The sequence below is a fragment of the Amycolatopsis sp. NPDC043889 genome, assembly GCF_056435645.1.
Map to the genome: position 1 here is coordinate 110,425 of NZ_JBWKEC010000013.1, position 16,128 is coordinate 126,552.

Annotated in this window: 14 protein-coding genes; 8 read left to right on the forward strand and 6 right to left on the reverse strand. The window is 69.7% G+C overall.

Annotation, left to right across the window (positions count from 1 at the left end; translation table 11 throughout):
• Nucleotides 1-2: 2 nt before the first annotated feature.
• Nucleotides 3-1,217: an MFS transporter gene (locus AC0685_RS23865; RefSeq protein ID WP_478227551.1), complete on the reverse strand. Its 1,215-nt coding sequence runs from the start codon at nt 1,215-1,217 to the stop codon at nt 3-5.
• Between the two features lie 93 nt (nt 1,218-1,310).
• Between AC0685_RS23865 and AC0685_RS23870 the strand changes: the two genes are divergently transcribed.
• The 3 genes from AC0685_RS23870 to AC0685_RS23880 are packed head-to-tail and all read left to right on the forward strand — an operon-like array spanning nt 1,311 to nt 3,769.
• Nucleotides 1,311-1,880, forward strand: a complete 570-nt coding sequence (locus AC0685_RS23870) for a TetR/AcrR family transcriptional regulator (RefSeq protein WP_478227552.1) — start codon at nt 1,311-1,313, stop codon at nt 1,878-1,880.
• A 9-nt stretch (nt 1,881-1,889) separates the two neighbouring features.
• Complete coding sequence (locus AC0685_RS23875) at nt 1,890-3,119, forward strand: sensor histidine kinase (protein ID WP_478227553.1); 1,230 nt, start codon at nt 1,890-1,892, stop codon at nt 3,117-3,119.
• Nucleotides 3,116-3,769, forward strand: a complete 654-nt coding sequence (locus tag AC0685_RS23880; RefSeq protein WP_478227554.1) for a response regulator — start codon at nt 3,116-3,118, stop codon at nt 3,767-3,769. The genes AC0685_RS23875 and AC0685_RS23880 overlap by 4 nt, the downstream gene beginning before the upstream one ends.
• A gap of 225 nt (nt 3,770-3,994) precedes the next feature.
• Here AC0685_RS23880 and cysC read toward each other — a convergent pair whose 3' ends face one another.
• Both cysC and cysD read right to left on the reverse strand, forming a co-directional pair.
• Nucleotides 3,995-5,821: an adenylyl-sulfate kinase gene (cysC, locus tag AC0685_RS23885; protein WP_478227555.1), complete on the reverse strand. Its 1,827-nt coding sequence runs from the start codon at nt 5,819-5,821 to the stop codon at nt 3,995-3,997.
• Nucleotides 5,821-6,729, reverse strand: a complete 909-nt coding sequence (gene cysD, locus AC0685_RS23890; RefSeq protein WP_478227556.1) for a sulfate adenylyltransferase subunit CysD — start codon at nt 6,727-6,729, stop codon at nt 5,821-5,823. Before cysD ends, cysC begins: the two co-directional genes overlap by 1 nt.
• A gap of 77 nt (nt 6,730-6,806) precedes the next feature.
• Here cysD and AC0685_RS23895 point away from each other — a divergent pair, with 77 nt between their 5' ends.
• On the forward strand, nt 6,807-7,274 hold the full coding sequence (locus AC0685_RS23895) for a nuclear transport factor 2 family protein (RefSeq protein ID WP_478227557.1): 468 nt from the start codon (nt 6,807-6,809) through the stop codon (nt 7,272-7,274).
• Between the two features lie 41 nt (nt 7,275-7,315).
• Here the strand turns inward: AC0685_RS23895 and AC0685_RS23900 are convergent, their stop codons facing one another.
• Nucleotides 7,316-8,194, reverse strand: coding sequence for a helix-turn-helix domain-containing protein (locus AC0685_RS23900; protein ID WP_478227558.1), 879 nt, complete (start codon nt 8,192-8,194; stop codon nt 7,316-7,318).
• Between the two features lie 87 nt (nt 8,195-8,281).
• Between AC0685_RS23900 and AC0685_RS23905 the strand changes: the two genes are divergently transcribed.
• The 3 genes from AC0685_RS23905 to AC0685_RS23915 are packed head-to-tail and all read left to right on the forward strand — an operon-like array spanning nt 8,282 to nt 11,401.
• Nucleotides 8,282-9,451: a hypothetical protein gene (locus AC0685_RS23905; RefSeq protein ID WP_478227559.1), complete on the forward strand. Its 1,170-nt coding sequence runs from the start codon at nt 8,282-8,284 to the stop codon at nt 9,449-9,451.
• Nucleotides 9,448-10,230, forward strand: coding sequence for an SDR family oxidoreductase (locus AC0685_RS23910; protein WP_478227560.1), 783 nt, complete (start codon nt 9,448-9,450; stop codon nt 10,228-10,230). The genes AC0685_RS23905 and AC0685_RS23910 overlap by 4 nt, the downstream gene beginning before the upstream one ends.
• A gap of 10 nt (nt 10,231-10,240) precedes the next feature.
• Entirely contained in the window at nt 10,241-11,401 is a 1,161-nt protein-coding gene (locus AC0685_RS23915) for a sulfotransferase family protein (RefSeq protein WP_478227561.1), read from the forward strand.
• Between the two features lie 74 nt (nt 11,402-11,475).
• On the opposite strand, the gene AC0685_RS23920 is transcribed toward AC0685_RS23915, so the two are convergent.
• Nucleotides 11,476-13,158 (reverse strand): EAL domain-containing protein, encoded by a 1,683-nt coding sequence (locus AC0685_RS23920; protein ID WP_478227562.1) that lies wholly within the window; start codon nt 13,156-13,158, stop codon nt 11,476-11,478.
• Between the two features lie 72 nt (nt 13,159-13,230).
• Entirely contained in the window at nt 13,231-14,358 is a 1,128-nt protein-coding gene (locus tag AC0685_RS23925) for a lycopene cyclase family protein (protein WP_478227563.1), read from the reverse strand.
• A gap of 43 nt (nt 14,359-14,401) precedes the next feature.
• Here AC0685_RS23925 and AC0685_RS23930 point away from each other — a divergent pair, with 43 nt between their 5' ends.
• The gene (locus AC0685_RS23930; protein ID WP_478227564.1) at nt 14,402-15,964 is read left to right on the forward strand and encodes a deoxyguanosinetriphosphate triphosphohydrolase family protein; all 1,563 of its coding nucleotides are present in this window, start codon (nt 14,402-14,404) and stop codon (nt 15,962-15,964) included.
• Nucleotides 15,965-16,128: the final 164 nt, after the last annotated feature.

A 16,128-nucleotide genomic window follows, 5' to 3' on the forward strand; every position in this document is an offset into this window, starting at 1 on the left:
CATCACGCGCAGTCCGCGGGGGATTCCCGCTCCGGCGGGACGGTACTCACCCTTGAGAGGGAGCGGGCCCCGAAGTTGTACGTCGTGGTCGCCTCCCGGGGCGCGAACAGGACACCGAGAACGGCGATCGCCGCCGCCACGAGAAAGCCCGTACGGAGGTCGAGGAGATCGCCGAGGAGACCGATGAGTGGTGCCCCGGCGGCCTGGCCGAGCGCCAATGCCAGGAAGGCCACACCGACACCGAACGCGGGTGCCGTCGGGTAAGCCCTGGTGCCCCAGAGGATCAGTACACCGGTCAGTCCGATGTAGACGGCCCCGAAGAGCGCGGCCGCGATGACGAGCGCGGGGAGCGACCGAGTGGCGAGGGCGAAGAGCGCCGTGGCGGAGGCGAACAGGATCATCCCCGCCGACCAGGCCCGCCGCAGTCCCGCCCGGGAGGTCAGTTCGGCGGTGAACGCGCCCGCCAGGCCGACCGCGCCGAGGACGATCCACACCACCGTCGACGCGGTCTCGTCGAGCCCGCCGGCGCTCACGGCGATGTCCCGGCCGAACGTCCAGATCGCGGCGCTGGCCAGGCCGAGCGTCGCTGCGGCGGGCAGCAGCCGCCCGGTGGCGGGTGGGAAGAGCGGCACCGGCAGGCCCCGCGCGCGGTCTTCCTTGACCGGCGGCACGACCCGGGCGATCCACAAGGTCACCAGCGCCGAGGCCGCGGCGAAGGCCCACCAGGCCATTCGCCAGTCACCGATGGCGAGCAGGGAGACCGGGCCGGAGATCAGCACGCCGAGCCCGGTCCCGGCGTTCACCACGGACTGGGCACGGTCACGGCGGGTTGCCCGGACGACGCGTGAGACCGCGTCGGCGAGCGAAGGGGAGGCCAGGCCTGTGCTGGCGCCGGCGAGGACGACACCGAGCGCGAGCACGGCGGCGTTCGGCGCGGCCGCGATCAAGGCGGTTCCCGCGGTGGCCGTCGTCCCGGCGGCGAGCGCACCCGCCCGCGCTCCCCAGCGGGTCGTGATGGCGGTCGAGGCGACTACGGCGAGGCAGTACGCGACGTAGCTTCCCGCCGCGATGGCACCGAGAGCGCTGCCGTCGAGGTCGAATTCCGTCCGGAGAGTCGGCGCGAAGAGGCCGTACGCGTACCGCGCGAGTCCGTAGGAGACCGCGATCAGCGACAACCCGGCCGCGGTGAGGGTCAGTTCGCGTTTGTATGAAGACACCAGCTGCTCTCCTTCCTGTGTATACCGATCGGTATACTTCGGGAGTGTTCCCGCATTTCGCGTACACGTCAACCGATCGGTATAGTCGGAACCATGCTGACCCCAGCCGGCGAGCGTGTCCTGAGCTCTGCGAGTGAGCTCTTCTACCGCGAGGGCCTCAACGCGGTGGGCGTCGCGGCCGTGGCCGAAGCCGCCGGCGTCACGAAGAAGACCCTATACGCGTGCTTCGGGTCGAAGACGGAGCTCACCGTCGCGTACTTGCGACGTCGTCACGACGTCTGGTGGGCGTACCTCGAAGAGCGGCTGGCCGAAGCCGATCGTCCTCGGGCGCTCGTGGTCTTCGACGCGTACATCGATCACCCCCGGCTCGGGAGCGACCGGGGTTGCGCGTTCCTGAACGCGGCCGCCGAACTGCCCGCTGGGCATCCCGGACTCGACGTGATCCGGCGGCATAAGGCGGCGGTACGGGCGAAGTTCGCCGAGCTCCTCCGCGAGGACGCCCCCGGCGCGGCCGATCCGGAGCGGCTCGCGGAACAGCTCTTCCTCCTGCTCGAGGGCGCTGTCGCGCACACCGGCATCGACGGGGACGCGCACCGCGTCACGCTCGCGAGGGAGATCGCGGAGATACTCGTGAGGGATACGCGCGAAGCCGGCGCACGCTAGAAAGAGCGCATGCGACTTTTCGGCCCGCTCGTCGATCGGGCGACCTACCGCCGGTGGGTGTACTTCATCCTCGGTGGCGCGCTGAGCGTGCCGTACATCCTCTTCGCGGCCATCGTGGTGCCGTCGTTGCTTCCCCTCGTCGTGACGGTGGAACGCGGCATCTTCGTCGCGATGATCACCGTCGTCCTGGTGATGGTCGCGTCGTCGTTCATCCCCGCCGTCCGGGTGCTGGAGGGCGCGGCCGTGCGGGAACTCCTGGACGATCCCGTCCCCGGCGTGACGTTCGGACCCGCGTCGAGCTGGCCCGTCCGGCTGCGGTCGACCGCGATGTTCCTGCTGCACGTGAGCACCGGCTGCGTCGTCAGCCTGGTGAGCCTGGTCGTCCCGGTCGCGTTCGGGTTCACGATCGCGGCCCCGTTCACCGGCCGGATCGCACTGTCCGCCGAGGACCCGATCGAGGTGCCGAAGGGCTGGGCGAGCGCGTGGATCCCGCTGGCGTTCCTGTTCGGCGTCGTCGCGCTGGCCTACGTCGTGTGGGGAGCGGGCGCGGTGCTGACCCGCTGCGCCAAGGGCCTGCTGGGGATCTCGGCCGCGGAGCGGATCGCCCAGCTGGAGAAGCGCACCGAACAACTCGCCGAACGCAACCGGCTCGCGCGCGAACTGCACGACTCGGTCGGGCACGCGCTGAGCGTCGTGACCATCCAGGCCGGTGCCGCACGCCGCACACTGAGGTCGGATCCCGATTTCACCGAGCAGGCGCTGACCGCCATCGAGGACTCCGCCCGCGCCGCGCTGGACGACCTCGACCACGTGCTCGGGCTGCTACGTGACGAGGCGTCGTCGAGGACCCCGCAATCGGGGCTGGCGGAGCTGCCCGCGCTGGTCGAAGCGACACGGCTGGCGGGCGCCGAGGTGGCGGCGGAGGTGCGGGGTGAACCGTCCTCGGTGCCGCCGGTCGTCTCCCGTGAAGCGTACCGGATCCTGCAGGAATGCCTGACGAACGCGCTGCGGCACGCCGGTAAGGTTCCGGTGACGGTCCTCGTCGACGCCGGAACGGAGCTGTTGCGCTTGCGGGTGTCCAACCCGCTCGGCGCCGCGGCGCCTTCTCGCGACGGGGGCGGCCGGGGGCTGAGGGGAATGACGGAACGGGTGGAAGTGCTCGGAGGCACGATCACCGCGGGCCGTGCGGACGGATTCTGGAAGGTCGAGGTGGCGGTGCCATGGGGGAAACGGCGATGAGCATCGGGGTACTGCTGGTCGACGACGAACAGCTCATCCGGGCGGGGCTGCGGGCGATCGTCGCCTCCGAGCCCGACCTCGAGGTCGTGGGTGAAGCGTCCGACGGCGCCGAAGTGCCGGGGCTGGTCTCGCGGTTCCGGCCCGACGTCGTGCTGATGGACGTCCGGATGCCTTCGGTCGACGGGATCCGCGCGACCACCCATTTGATGTCCACTATGGACAATCCGCCGAAGGTGATCGTGGTGACCACCTTCGAGAACGACGACTACGTCTACGACGCCCTGCTCGCCGGTGCGAGCGGCTTCCTGCTGAAGCGGGCCCGGCCCGAGGAGATCGTCGCGGCGATCCGGACGGTGGCGGCGGGGGAGTCGCTGCTGTTCCCGGCCGCGATCCGGCGGCTGGCCGCGCGACAGGCGAACCGGGGCCCGCAGGACGGTCTCGCCGGCGCCGGGCTCACCGAACGCGAAAGCGAGGTGCTGCGGCTGATGGCGGGCGGACTGTCCAATGTGGAGATCGCGGGCGAGCTGTACCTTGGCGTACAGACGGTCAAGACGCATGTGGGGAACGTGCTCGCGAAACTCGGCGCGAGAGACCGGACGCAAGCGGTGATCAAGGCCTACGACACCGGATTCGTCACACCGGCGGGCTGAACGGGGCAGGGGTCCGGAGTGGACAGGCAACGTCGATCGCCGTTGCCTGCTGGGGGCTGGGCACGGTCGCCGCCGCGGGCGCCGTGCTCGGGACGGCGCAGGTCGCTCAGGCCGCCGAAGAGTCCGAATCAGACACGCCCGCTCGGTCGAGTCGGTGCTTATGTCGCGAAAGCCACTTTCGCAACGCGCCTTGTTCCTGGGTGATGCGGGGAAAGCGTCCTTCCGCTACTCCAGGGCGGCGAGGATCAGCGCGGCCATCGCGGCCGGATCCCCGTTTTCCGGGCGCAGCACCAGATCCGGGCTCTCCGGCTGCTCGTAAGGAGCGTCCACCCCGGTGAACCCGCTGATCTCACCCGCCCGTGCCTTCGCGTACATCCCCTTGGGGTCGCGGTCTTCGCAGACTTCGAGCGGGGTGTCGACGAAGACTTCGAGGAACGGCAGCCCGGCCGCCTCGTGCGCGGCGCGGGCCAGTTCGCGGTCGGCCCGGTACGGGCTGATCAGGGAGACCACCGACACCACCCCGGCGTCGGCGAACAGCTTCGCGACTTCGGCGACGCGACGGACGTTCTCGGCGCGATCGGCGGGGCTGAAGCCGAGGTTCCCGTTCAACCCGTGCCGGAGGTTGTCGCCGTCCAGCAGGTACGCGGGCCTGCCGGACGCGACCAGCCGCCGCTCCAGTTCCACGGCCACACTCGACTTCCCGGACGCGGAAAGCCCGGTGAGCCAGACGGTCAGCCCGCGTGTCGCCCGTTCCGTCCTGCTGACCGCGGCGGTGTGCCAGACGACGTTCGAAGCGGTCACGCCCGGGCCGGTGATCATGCCGGCCGCGACCGTCGCCCCGGAGTGCTCGTCGACGAGGAGGAAGCCACCGGTGGAGCGGTTGCGGCGGTAGGAATCGAACAGCAGCGGCTGCCGTGCGCGCAGCCGGATCCGGCCGATTTCGTTCAGTGACAACGACTCCGCGGTCTCGTCACGGTGCAGGGTGGTGACGTCGAGCCGGTAGTCCAGTTCGCGGATCTCGGCCTTGGTCTCCCGGGTGGTGTGCCGCACGACGTAGGTGGAGCCGGGTTTCAGCGCCCCTTGTTCGGAGAACCAGCACACCATCGCGTCGACGTCCCTGCTGGTGTGGGGACGGTTTCCGGGGCGGCAGATCAGGTCACCACGGCCGAGGTCGAGGTCGTCTCCGAGTTCGATCGTGACGGCCTGCGAGGCGAAGGCCTCGGTGACCGTGGTGCCGCCCGGGCCCCAGATCGCGCGCACCGTCGTGGTGAAGCCGGACGGCAGCACGGCGACCTCGTCGCCGGGTTTGAACACCCCGCCCGCGACTGTTCCCGCGTAGCCGCGGAAGTCGCGGCTGTGCTCCCGGATCACGTACTGCACGGGGAATCGCGCGTCGATGAGATTGCGATCCGAGGCGACATGCACCTGTTCCAGGTGGTGCAGCAGGGAAGTCCCTTCGTACCAGGGCATACTGGCGCCCCGGTGCACGACGTTGTCGCCGTGCAGCGCCGACATCGGCACGAAGGTGAGATCGTGCACCTGGAGTTTCATGGCGAAGCGGCGGAATTCCTCGCGGATCTCTTCGAAGCGCTGCTGAGACCAGCCGGCCAGGTCCATCTTGTTGACACACAGCACCAGATGCGGGATGCCCAGCAGGCTGGCCAGGAACGCGTGCCGCCGCGACTGTTCGAGCACGCCCTTGCGGGCGTCGATCAGGATCAGCGCGAGATCCGCGGTGGACGCCCCGGTGACCATGTTCCGGGTGTACTGCACGTGCCCCGGCGTGTCGGCGATGATGAACTTCCGCCGGGGCGTGGCGAAGTAGCGGTGGGCGACGTCGATGGTGATGCCTTGTTCGCGTTCCGCGCGGAGACCGTCGGTCAGCAGCGCGAGGTTCGGGTACGCCTCGCCGCGGTCGCGGCTGGTGCGTTCGATGGCTTCGAGCTGGTCGGTGAACACCGTCTTCGAATCGAACAGCAGACGGCCGATCAGGGTCGATTTCCCGTCGTCGACACTGCCCGCGGTCGCGAGGCGGACCAGCGAAGCGCTCATCAGAAGTAGCCTTCCTTCTTCCGGTCTTCCATGCCCGCCTCGGAGATCCGGTCGTCGGCGCGGGTGGCGCCGCGTTCGGTGAGCCTGCTGACGGCGACCTCGGCGACCACCTCACCCGGCGACGTCGCCGTCGACTCGACGCAGCCGGTGCAGGTCGCGTCGCCGACGGTCCGGAAACGAACCGTTGCCTCGTAAGGACTTTCGCCTTCGTTCAGGGTGAGGAACCGGGTGTGCGCGAGCAGCATCCCGTCCCGCTGGACGACCGGACGCCGATGCGAGTAGTAGATCGACGGCAGGTCGACGTTCTCGGCTTCGACGTACTGCCAGATGTCGAGTTCGGTCCAGTTCGACAGCGGGAAGACGCGGATGTGCTCGCCCTTGCGGTGCCTGCCGTTGTAGAGGTCCCAGAGTTCCGGCCGCTGATTGCGCGGGTCCCACTGGCCGAACTCGTCACGGAAGCTGAACACGCGCTCCTTCGCGCGGGCCTTCTCCTCGTCGCGCCGCGCTCCGCCGAACACGGCGTCGAAGGTATGCTCGCGGATTCCCCTGAGCAGGGCGGCGGTCTGAAGACGGTTGCGGCCGGCCTTCGGGTCTTCGACGACCCGGCCGGCGTCGATGTCGTCCTGGACGCTGGAGACGACGAGCCTGAGCCCGTACCTGTCGACGGTGCGGTCACGGAATTCGACGACCTCGTCGAAGTTGTGCCCGGTGTCGACGTGCATCACCGGGAACGGCGGCGGTGACGGCCAGAACGCCTTGGCCGCCACGTGGAGCATCACCATCGAGTCCTTGCCGCCGGAGAACAGCAGCACCGGCCGTTCGAAGGTCGCCGCGACCTCGCGGAAGATGTGCACGGCTTCGGCTTCCAGTGCTTCGAGGTGGGTGAGCTCGTATGCCGGGGACGCCATCGTGACCTCCGTGGTTCGAGATCAGAAAAGTAGAACAAGTTCTTGTGCTTGGTCAAGGGCTGGGGGACGCTGTCGGCATGGACCTGGTCGCGCTCGAAGAGATCCGTCGCCTGAAAGCCCGCTACCTCCGCTGCCTCGACCTCAAGCTGTGGGACGAGATGGCCGAGACCCTGACCGCCGACGCGCACGCGCGCTACGGCACGCCGTCGTACGGCAAACCACTGACCTTCGAAAGCCGCGAAGCGATCGTCGAGTTCTTCCGGAACGCGGTCGGCCCCGGCGTCACGACGGTGCACTTCGCCGGCCAGCCGGAGATCGACGTCGACGGCGACACCGCGACGGGCACGTGGCTGATGCGGGACAAGGTGATCGTGCCCGAACACCGGGTGGTGATCGAGGGCGCCGCGTACTACGAGGACACCTATCGGCGGGTGGACGGCGTGTGGCTGACCGCCTCGACCCAATACGACCGGCTGTACGAGACGATGATGTCGATGGACGACGTGCCGAGCCTGAAGCTCACCGCGAACCGGTGGGCTTCCTGACCCGCACGAACCCGGAACACGCGACTATCGCATTCAGAGGGCTAAACGCGGGGGTGGCGGCCTCCGGATTCGGCGGTGACGGCGTCGGCGGTGGCGACCAGCGCCGCGCCCCGCCGCGCGATCTCCGCGCCGGTGATCGGTTCGCCGACCGAGAGCGTGAGCACGAGCTCTTGCCGTCCCGAAGCGTCGAACGTCGGCGCGGCGAGCAGGCTCACCGCGTGCTTGCGGCGCGGCTCCAGATCGGCGCCGAGGTAGACGCGCTCGCCTAGGCTCGACACGAGTTCTCCCACCAGGCCCCGCACTTCCGGCGGGAGTTCCTCCGCGCCGACGCCCGCCATCAGCGCGTAGAGCCGCCGCCCCGCGGCCGTCAGGCTCTCCACCAGGTAACCGTGCTCCCGGCATTCGGCGACGACGCGACGCAGGTGCGCTTCGTCCAGCCGCACCGGAACCGCCGGCGGTTTGGCGAGCCACGCGTCGAACGCCGCGTCGGAATCCCACAGCACGTACATCAGGCCGACCGGCGGCGCGAACGGGTAGGTCTCGCCCAGTTTGATCCGGCCGGGACCGGCGCTCTGCAACATCAGAATCCGGTCGCCGACCACGGCCGACGCCGTGCACGTGGTGCCGTATCGCCTGCTCAGCTCCTCCAGATGACGGCGCGCGACCGCGCTCGCACCGAATCCTTCGCTCGCGACGCGGCCGGCGGCGACCATCGCCGGTCCGAGCCGGTACGTGACCGGCTGAGGGTCCCGGATCAGATAACCGCCCGCCGTCAGCTCGGTGACGATGCCGAGACAGGTCGGTTTGGCCAGGTCCAGCCGGCGGGCGAGTTCCGACAGGCCGAAGCGACGGCCTGGGTGCGCGGCGAAGAAGTCGAGCAGCCGCACGACTCGCTCGGTGGGCGGTGAGCGCCGGGTCATTGACCCATCCTTAGAACGCGTTCTAGTCTGATGACACGAAGAACGTACCAGGCCGGTACGTATTTGTACCAGTATGAGGAGTCGCCGGTGCTCACTCAACCGTTCGCGGACGCGATCGTCGAAGCAGAGAAGATCATCGCGGAGGCGCCGCACATCCGGACCGAACAGGATCTGGTCGAGGGGTACGACTACCTCGCGGGCAGCATCCGCGCGTCCCTGCAGATGGCGTGGGCCTACGAACGGGACTATCCGTTCTTCACCCAGTCCACCGGGCCGTACACGAAGATGGGCCTGGACAACCCGGACACGCTGTACTTCAACGCGAACATCCGCGAGGACCGCGAATACGTCGTCACCGGGACGCGGGGGAGCACGGCCGACGTCAGCTTCCAGGTTCTCAACGGCGACTACTCACCCGTCGAGGTGCCCGACAGTCTCGCCGCCTTCGACGATCGCGAGATCGAGATCGCCGAGGACGGCTCGTTCGAACTCCGCTTCGGGCCGGCGAAACCCGACCCTGGACCCAACTACTTCGTCCTCGGCCCGGGTTCGTCGATGCTCGTGGTGCGCGAGGTCTACAGCGACTGGGCCACCGAACGCCGCGGCACGATCCAGATCCAGTGCGCCGACACCGCGGGCGGTGCGCCCGCGCCGCTCACCCGTGACGGGCTGGCCAAGCGGTACGGCGTCACCGGCAAGATCCTGCTGAGCAGGCTACGCACCTTCCTCGCCTTCCCGAAGTGGTTCTACCTGAACCTGCCGGTGAACACGATGACCGAACCGCGCCCGACGCCGGGCGGCCTGACCACGCAGTACTCGTCGGCCGGGCACTACGAACTCGGCGACGAGGAGGTCATGATCGTGACGGTGCCGCGTTCGGACGCGCCGTATCAGGGCATCCAGCTCGGCAGCGTCTGGTATCTCTCGCTGGACTACATCAACCATCAGACGAGCCTCACCACCGACCAGGCGCGGGTCGACCCCGACGGCAAGATCCGCTTCGTGATCAGCGAACGCGACCCCGGCCTGGCGAACTGGCTCGAACGCACCGGGCACGACCGCGGTTACGTCCAGATCCGCTGGCAGCGCCTGTCCCGCGCGCTGGACAAGACCGACGGCCCCGAGGTCGAGGTGGTGAAGTTCGGCGAACTCGCCGACCGGCTGCCGTTCCACGACGAGGCGCGCGTGACCCCGCGGGAATGGGCGGACCGGATCTCGGCCCGGCAGAAGGCCGTCGCGGCGAGGATGCTGGGATGACAGATCTCTTGCGGGACAAGGTGATCGTGGTCTCCGGGGTCGGCCCTGGGCTCGGCCGGTCGATCGCCGTGCGCTGCGCCGCGGCGGGCGCCGACGTCGTTCTCGCCGCCCGAACCGAATCCCGGCTCGCGGAGGTCGCCCAGGAGGTCGACGCGCTCGGCCGCCGCGCGATCACCGTGCCCACCGACATCACCGACGACGCTTCGGCGGCGAACCTCACCGAGGCCGCGGTGAAGGCGTTCGGCCGGGTGGATGCCTTGGTGAACAACGCCTTCGCCATCCCGCCGATCATGGATCTCGCCGACGTCGACCTCGCCGACGTGCGAGCGGGCTTCGAGACCAACGTACTCGCCGCGCTTCGGCTCACGCGCCTGTTCACGCCTTCGCTCGCCGAGAGCGGCGGTTCGGTGGTGATGATCAATTCGGCCGTGCTGCGGCATTCCCGGCGGACGTTCGGCGCCTACAAGATGGCGAAAGCGAGCCTGCTCGCGCTCGCGCAGAGTCTCGCCTCGGAACTCGGGCCGCGTGGGATCCGGGTCAATTCCGTGGCGCCGGGCTACATCTGGGCGGACTCGCTGAAGTGGTACTTCGCTTATCTGGCCAAGGAACGCGGGGTGCCGCCGGAGCAGGTGTACGCCGAGACGGCGGAGACGATCGACCTGCGCCGCCTCCCGGAACCGGACGAGATCGCCGACACCGTCGTGTTCCTGGCCTCGTCGCTCGCCCGGTGCGTCACCGGCCAGTGCCTCGACGTCAACGCCGGCGAATACCACCACTGAAGGGGAGAACATGTTGCCAGGGCGGGAAAACGTCGGCACCGTGGAGGATCTGCACGCGTCGGCGGCGAAACTCACCGGGTTGGACGACTTCGGCGGCGAGGACCATCTCGAAGGTCTCCGCGTGCTGCTGGATTCGTACGCCGGCGAGGCGGGCCTGACCCCGTACGGCAACAAGATCCATCGCGCGTTCCTGCGCGGCGCCCTGGTGGCGAGGTCGTTGAGCGAGGCATCGTGGAAGCAGAATCCTGAGTACGCCGACGTTCCCGTCGACCGGCCGATCTTCGTCACCGGCCTGCCGCGCACGGGGACCACGGCACTGCACCGACTGCTCACCGAGGACCCGGCGCACCAGGGGCTGGAAGTCTGGCTGACCGAAGTGCCGCAACCGCGTCCGCCGCGCGAGACCTGGGTGGCGAACCCGGTCTTCCAAGGCATACAGGCGGGTTACGAGAAACACCACGTCGAACATCCCGAATTCATGGGCCTGCACCATATGTCCGCCGATCAGGTCGAGGAATGCTGGCAGCTCCTGCGGCAGTCGCTGAAATCGGTGTCCTACGAATGCCTCGCGCGCGTGCCCTCGTACTCGCGCTGGCTGGACGGGCAGAGCTGGACCGACGCCTATCGCAGGCATCGGCGCAACCTGCAGCTCATCGGCCTGCCGGACGCCGGACGACGCTGGGTGCTCAAGAACCCGAGCCATCTCTTCGCGCTCGACGCGCTGTTGGAGGTGTACCCGGACGCGCTGATCGTCCAGACCCATCGCGCGCCGAGCACGATCGTCGCGTCGGTGTGCAGCTTGAACGAGCAGGCGTCGGCGGGCTGGTCCGACGTCTTCCGCGGCGACGTGATCGGCCGCAGCCAGCTGGACCTCTGGGCGCGCGGTGCGGAAAAGTCTTTGGAGGCAAGGAAACGGCACAACCCGGCACAGTTCTGCGATGTCCGGTACGAGGATTTCGTCGCCGACCCGATCGGTACGGTCGAGGACGTCTACCGGCATTTCGGGCTGCCGCTGAGCGATGCCGCCCGGGACGCGATGACCGTGGTGCACGCCGAAAGCCGTTCCGGGGAAAGGAAACCCTTGCACCGGTACGACCTCGCGGACTTCGGCCTCACCGCGGGCGAGGTCGACGAACGCTTCTCGGCCTACCGCGCCGCCTACGCCCTCTGATCCCCCGCATTTAGTCCTCTGAATGCGGTAGTCGCTCGCGCAAGGACCGCATTCAGAGGACTAAATGCGGCAGGTCAGAAGCCGGCGGCGCGCTGGGAAGGCAGGCCGCGCGTCGTGATCCCGCGCAGGACCTCGACCCGGTCCGAACCCGGCCGCCCGAGCACCCAACTCGACCCCGGAACCTCCTTGGCCCGCTTCTTCAGCGGCGCCAGGAGCCGGGACGCGTCCTTGTAGGACCGGATCGCGCCGTGCCCGCACACCAGGGTCGCCAGCGAAACCGTCACCGGCAGCCCGTCGGCCGACCACGCCGTGTCCAGCAGCGCGGCGGCGACCGTGCCGATCTCGTCGACGTCGCAGGCGATCAGGAAGTCGTCCCCGCCGACGTGGCTGACGCGCATCCGGCGCAGCCGGGCCTCCAGGTCGGTGAGAGTCCGGCCGAGCGTGCGGATCAGGTCGTCGCCCGCGGCGAACCCGGCGGTGTCGTTGACCGTCTTGAACGAATCGACGTCCAGCCAGGCCGCGACGAACGGCTCCCGCGCGTTGATCCGGCGGTCGACGTCCCTGGCGACGGCGTCGCTACCCGGCAGGCGGGTCAGAGGGCTCAGCGAGACCGCCTCCTCGACCTTCGCCTCCGCGACCCCGCGGACGACCTCGTTCACCAGCACCACGCCGACACACCGGCCGCGGTCGTCGACCACCACGACGTCGTCGCCGGTCCGGCCCCAGTCCGCGTCGGTGACCAGTTCGAGGAATTCGAGCGCGCTCGCGTCGGCGTGGATCGTGTGCGGCCGGTCGGCGAGCCGCGACGCCGGCCGTTTGGCGTGCAGGGCGTGGCCGTACAACCCGGTGACCGCGACCAGGAACCGGGTCCGGTCGATCGACCACTGTGGACGGTGCCGGTCGTCGATGCCGACGATGCCGCTCGGCCCGTCCGCTGCGGCCAGTACCTCGCGCACGTCGTCACAGGTCGCGTCTTCCGGCAGCGTGGTCGCGGGCCGGAGGAAGTCGCCGACGCGGCGGGCGCGGGCGGTGCCGGGGATGAACGGTCCGGGCGCGTCCGGCGCGGGCAGCGGCGCGTGGTCGCCGTCCGGCGGGGCGAGCAGGTTGCCCTGCGCGATCCGCACGCCGAGCCGCCGCGCGGACTCCAGCTGTTCGGTGGTTTCGAGCCCGGTCGCCACCAGGCGGTTGTCGGTGCGCGACGCGAAGTGCAGCACCGACTCGACCACCGCGACGGCGGCCGGGTCGTGCGGCAGGCCGCGCAGCACGCTGCGGTCCAGTTTCACCAGGTCGACGGGCGCCGAAGCGAGCAGCGTGAGCGGGAGGTCACCGCGGCCGAGGCCGTCGAGCGCGAGCCGGAACCCGACTTCGGTGAGCCGCCGCATGCCGGTGAGCAGCAGGTCGGCGGGGATCTGCGTGAACGGCGGCCCGATCTCCAGCACGACGTCCCTGGTCCGGCGGCCCGCCAGGCTGAGCGCGTCGGTCAGCGGGTCGAACTGCGACGGCGGTGCCGCGACCGTCCGCGCGGACAGGTTCAGGTGCAGGGGGAGGGTGGCCTGCGGTTCGCGCAGCTGCCGGACGGCTTCGGCGGCCAGGCCGACGTCGACCTCGGCCAGCCTGCCGCTGCGCCGGGCGTCGGCGAGCAGTTCGCGGGCGGTGCCGCGGCCTGGCCTTGCCAGTGCTTCGAACGCGACGACGCCACCGGTGTGCAGGCTGTACAACGGCTGGTAAGCGAAGCGGACAGCGATCTGCAACGTCACAAGCGAATATTCGCCGGTGGCGGAACGAAACGAAATACGTGTCAACTGATGTTCATCGTGAAGGCACCTGGGTTACCTAGAACGGCGTAACGCACGCCACCCGATCAGGTGTTTTCTTACTGGCCATGGTGACATCCGGAAAAGTGCCGACATCGCTTCGGCGGTATCCGAAACATCTTCGCGACCGCTGGTGAATGCCCGCTGGAGCGGGATGGGCAACGTGAAGAACTGATCGAAGAACACCGGGACCAGTTCGGGCGGCATCCCGCACAGTGCCCGCAGCCCGTGCCGCCGCAATCCGTGCACGGCGCGTGCCGAGGACGGCCACAGCGCCCGGTGCGCGCCCGACGCCGCGGCGTCGGGACCTCGATCCCAAGCCCGGACCACGGCGTCGGCCACCGGTTCCGCGAGCCGGATCGACGTCGCAACGCTGTACCCGGTCGCCGGATGCACCAGGGCGGCGGCGGTCCCGAACGGCACGGTCCGGCCGCGTCGCGGCACCGGCACGTCGAGCACTATCCGCACGCGTTCCTCGCGCCCGCGCGACGTCAGCCCGACGGCCCTCAGACGGGCTCGCAGCCGTGCCGCCAGGACGTCGAGCGGCAGGCCGGGTCTGCGGGCCAGCGAGGTCTCCTCGACCAGGACGGTGCCGTCGCCGAGCGGCAGTACATAGAGGAATCCGGACTCGGTCTCCCGCCAGTCCATGAACACGGCGGTGTCGGGGTCGTCGACCAGCCGCAGCGCGTCCTCGGCTGGGAGAACGGCGCCGAACGCCGTCTGTTCGTACCGGTCGCCTCGCGGCCGGACACCGGACGCGTCGACGTACAGCCCGGTCGCGAGGGTTCGCCCGTCATCGAGGCGCACCGACGAACCCTGTCCGCCGTGGTCCACGCCGGACACCGTCCCCCCGACGACGTCGTAGGCACCGTCGAGCCACCGTCGCAGGCCGGCGTTGTCCAGCACCAGGTAGCGGCGATCCAGGACGTGCGGCCTGGTCCCGAAGGCGAGCGTGGTCGAAGGGGCGCACGCGACGGCGCTCGCGGGCAGCGCGGGCAGTTCGTCGGCGAACAACCCGTAGGTCGCCCGCCAGCGTCGGCCCGGCGCCGGGTCGACGAGGACCGTCTCCAGGCCGCGCCGGGCGCAGGCACGCGCGAGCGCCCGTCCGGCCGGGCCCCCGCCCGCGATCACCACGTCCGCCACCTGGGCATCTCATCATGCCGCCGCGACGGATACGGTGTGACGCATGGAACAGACGGACCCGAGGGCGTGGCGGCGCGATCCGGAGAGCGCGAACGCCGGGTTCAGCGATCTCGCCACGAGCCCGTTCCGGATCGACCGGGACCGGATCGCCGCTTCGCCGTTCTTCGCCCGGCTCGGCGGCGTGACACAGGTCGTCAGCGCCGGGGGCGCCGGGTTGCTGCACAACCGGCTCACGCACAGCCTCAAGGTCGCGCAGGTCGCGCGCGCCATCGCCGAGCGGATCAACGCGAGCAGCGATTCCGCCGAACTCGCCGCGAAACTGGGCGGCTGTGATCCGGACGTCGCCGAGGCCGCCTCGCTCGCGCACGATCTGGGACATCCGCCGTTCGGCCACCTCGGCGAGCAGACCCTGGACCGGATCGCCCGCCACCGCTTCGGCCTCGCCGACGGTTTCGAAGGCAACGCGCAGTCGTTCCGGATCATCACCACCACCGACGTACGCGGTCCGTCCGCGTCCGGGCTCGACCTCACCACGGCGGTGCGCGCCGCGGTGCTGAAGTACCCGTGGGCGCGGTTGCACGTGCCCGACCCGCACCCGACGTCGATGGCCGTCCAGCCACGCGGCGCTGCCGAACCGGCCGACGCCCCCGGCACCGGCGCGAGCAAGTTCTCCGCCTACAGCACCGAACTCGACGACTTCACTCAGGCGCGGGCCCCGTTCGACGGCCGGATCGAACCCTGGCAGCAGACCGTCGAAGCGTCCGTGATGGACACCGCCGACGACATCGCCTACGCCATCCACGATCTCCAGGACTTCCACCGGATCGGTGTGCTGCAGCACGCGCCGGTCGCCGCCGAGTTCTCCGGCTGGGTCGACCACGCGCTGGAGCTGGCCGGGCTGGACGACGCGACCTTGACCGCAGAACGGCGGCTGCCCGGCCGTTCGCTGGAACGGCTGCGCCGCCGAATGCACGCGAAGGACGGCTGGATCGTCGACGACGACGCCTTCACCAGTGCCGTCGCCCGTGTCCGCGCCGAACTCGTCGACGGCCTGCTCGCCACCGGCTTCGACGGTTCCATCGAGGCCGAGCAGGCCACCGCCGCCTTCTCCGCGAAGTGGACCGCGCGGCTCGTCGACGGCGTCCAGGTGGTGGCCTCGCCTCCGACCCGGACAGGCCATCTCACGCTGCGTCCCGCCCAGTGGCACGAGGTGCAGGTGCTGAAATTCGTGCACCGGCGGTTCGTGCTGCTGCGCCCGGAACTCGCGCTGCACCAACGCGGACAGGCGAGCCTGGTGACCACGCTGGTCGACGCGCTCGACGCGTGGCTGCTCGATCGCGACGAGTTCTACCGGCTCCCGCGACGGCTGCACGACTTGGTGGAATTGGCGCAGTCCGAGTTCTCCGCGCTGGCGCGGACGTCACCGGAACTGCTCATCGGAGCGACCGGGGAGCCGGTCACCGGTGCCGACGCCGTACGCGGTCTGGCGCGCGGGCGGGCGGTCGTCGATTTCGTGGCGTCGCTGACGGACAAGCAGGCGGTGACCCTTTTGGACGGCTTGTCGGGCCGTGCTTCCCAGCCCTGGTCGGACTCGTTCGTCCTGTAACGACGCGATTCCCCTGAACGGCCTACGAGCTGCGGCCGAAACCGGAAAATACCCATCCGACGTCACCCGAACGGCGACTGCCGCCGGTGCACGCCCGGTACTTAGCTTGATCCAGCCGGTGATCGCCGGCGTCGGTCAGCGTGAGTCGGGGCACGCGCCTAGGA

Coding starts and splice junctions, on each gene's coding strand:
- AC0685_RS23870 (WP_478227552.1), top strand. CDS start 1,311: ATGCTGACCCCAGCCGGCGAGCGTGTCCTGAGCTCTGCGAGTGAGCTC.
- AC0685_RS23875 (WP_478227553.1), top strand. CDS start 1,890: ATGCGACTTTTCGGCCCGCTCGTCGATCGGGCGACCTACCGCCGGTGG.
- AC0685_RS23880 (WP_478227554.1), top strand. CDS start 3,116: ATGAGCATCGGGGTACTGCTGGTCGACGACGAACAGCTCATCCGGGCG.
- cysC (WP_478227555.1), bottom strand. CDS start 5,821: ATGAGCGCTTCGCTGGTCCGCCTCGCGACCGCGGGCAGTGTCGACGAC.
- cysD (WP_478227556.1), bottom strand. CDS start 6,729: ATGGCGTCCCCGGCATACGAGCTCACCCACCTCGAAGCACTGGAAGCC.
- AC0685_RS23895 (WP_478227557.1), top strand. CDS start 6,807: ATGGACCTGGTCGCGCTCGAAGAGATCCGTCGCCTGAAAGCCCGCTAC.
- AC0685_RS23900 (WP_478227558.1), bottom strand. CDS start 8,194: ATGACCCGGCGCTCACCGCCCACCGAGCGAGTCGTGCGGCTGCTCGAC.
- AC0685_RS23910 (WP_478227560.1), top strand. CDS start 9,448: ATGACAGATCTCTTGCGGGACAAGGTGATCGTGGTCTCCGGGGTCGGC.
- AC0685_RS23915 (WP_478227561.1), top strand. CDS start 10,241: ATGTTGCCAGGGCGGGAAAACGTCGGCACCGTGGAGGATCTGCACGCG.
- AC0685_RS23930 (WP_478227564.1), top strand. CDS start 14,402: ATGGAACAGACGGACCCGAGGGCGTGGCGGCGCGATCCGGAGAGCGCG.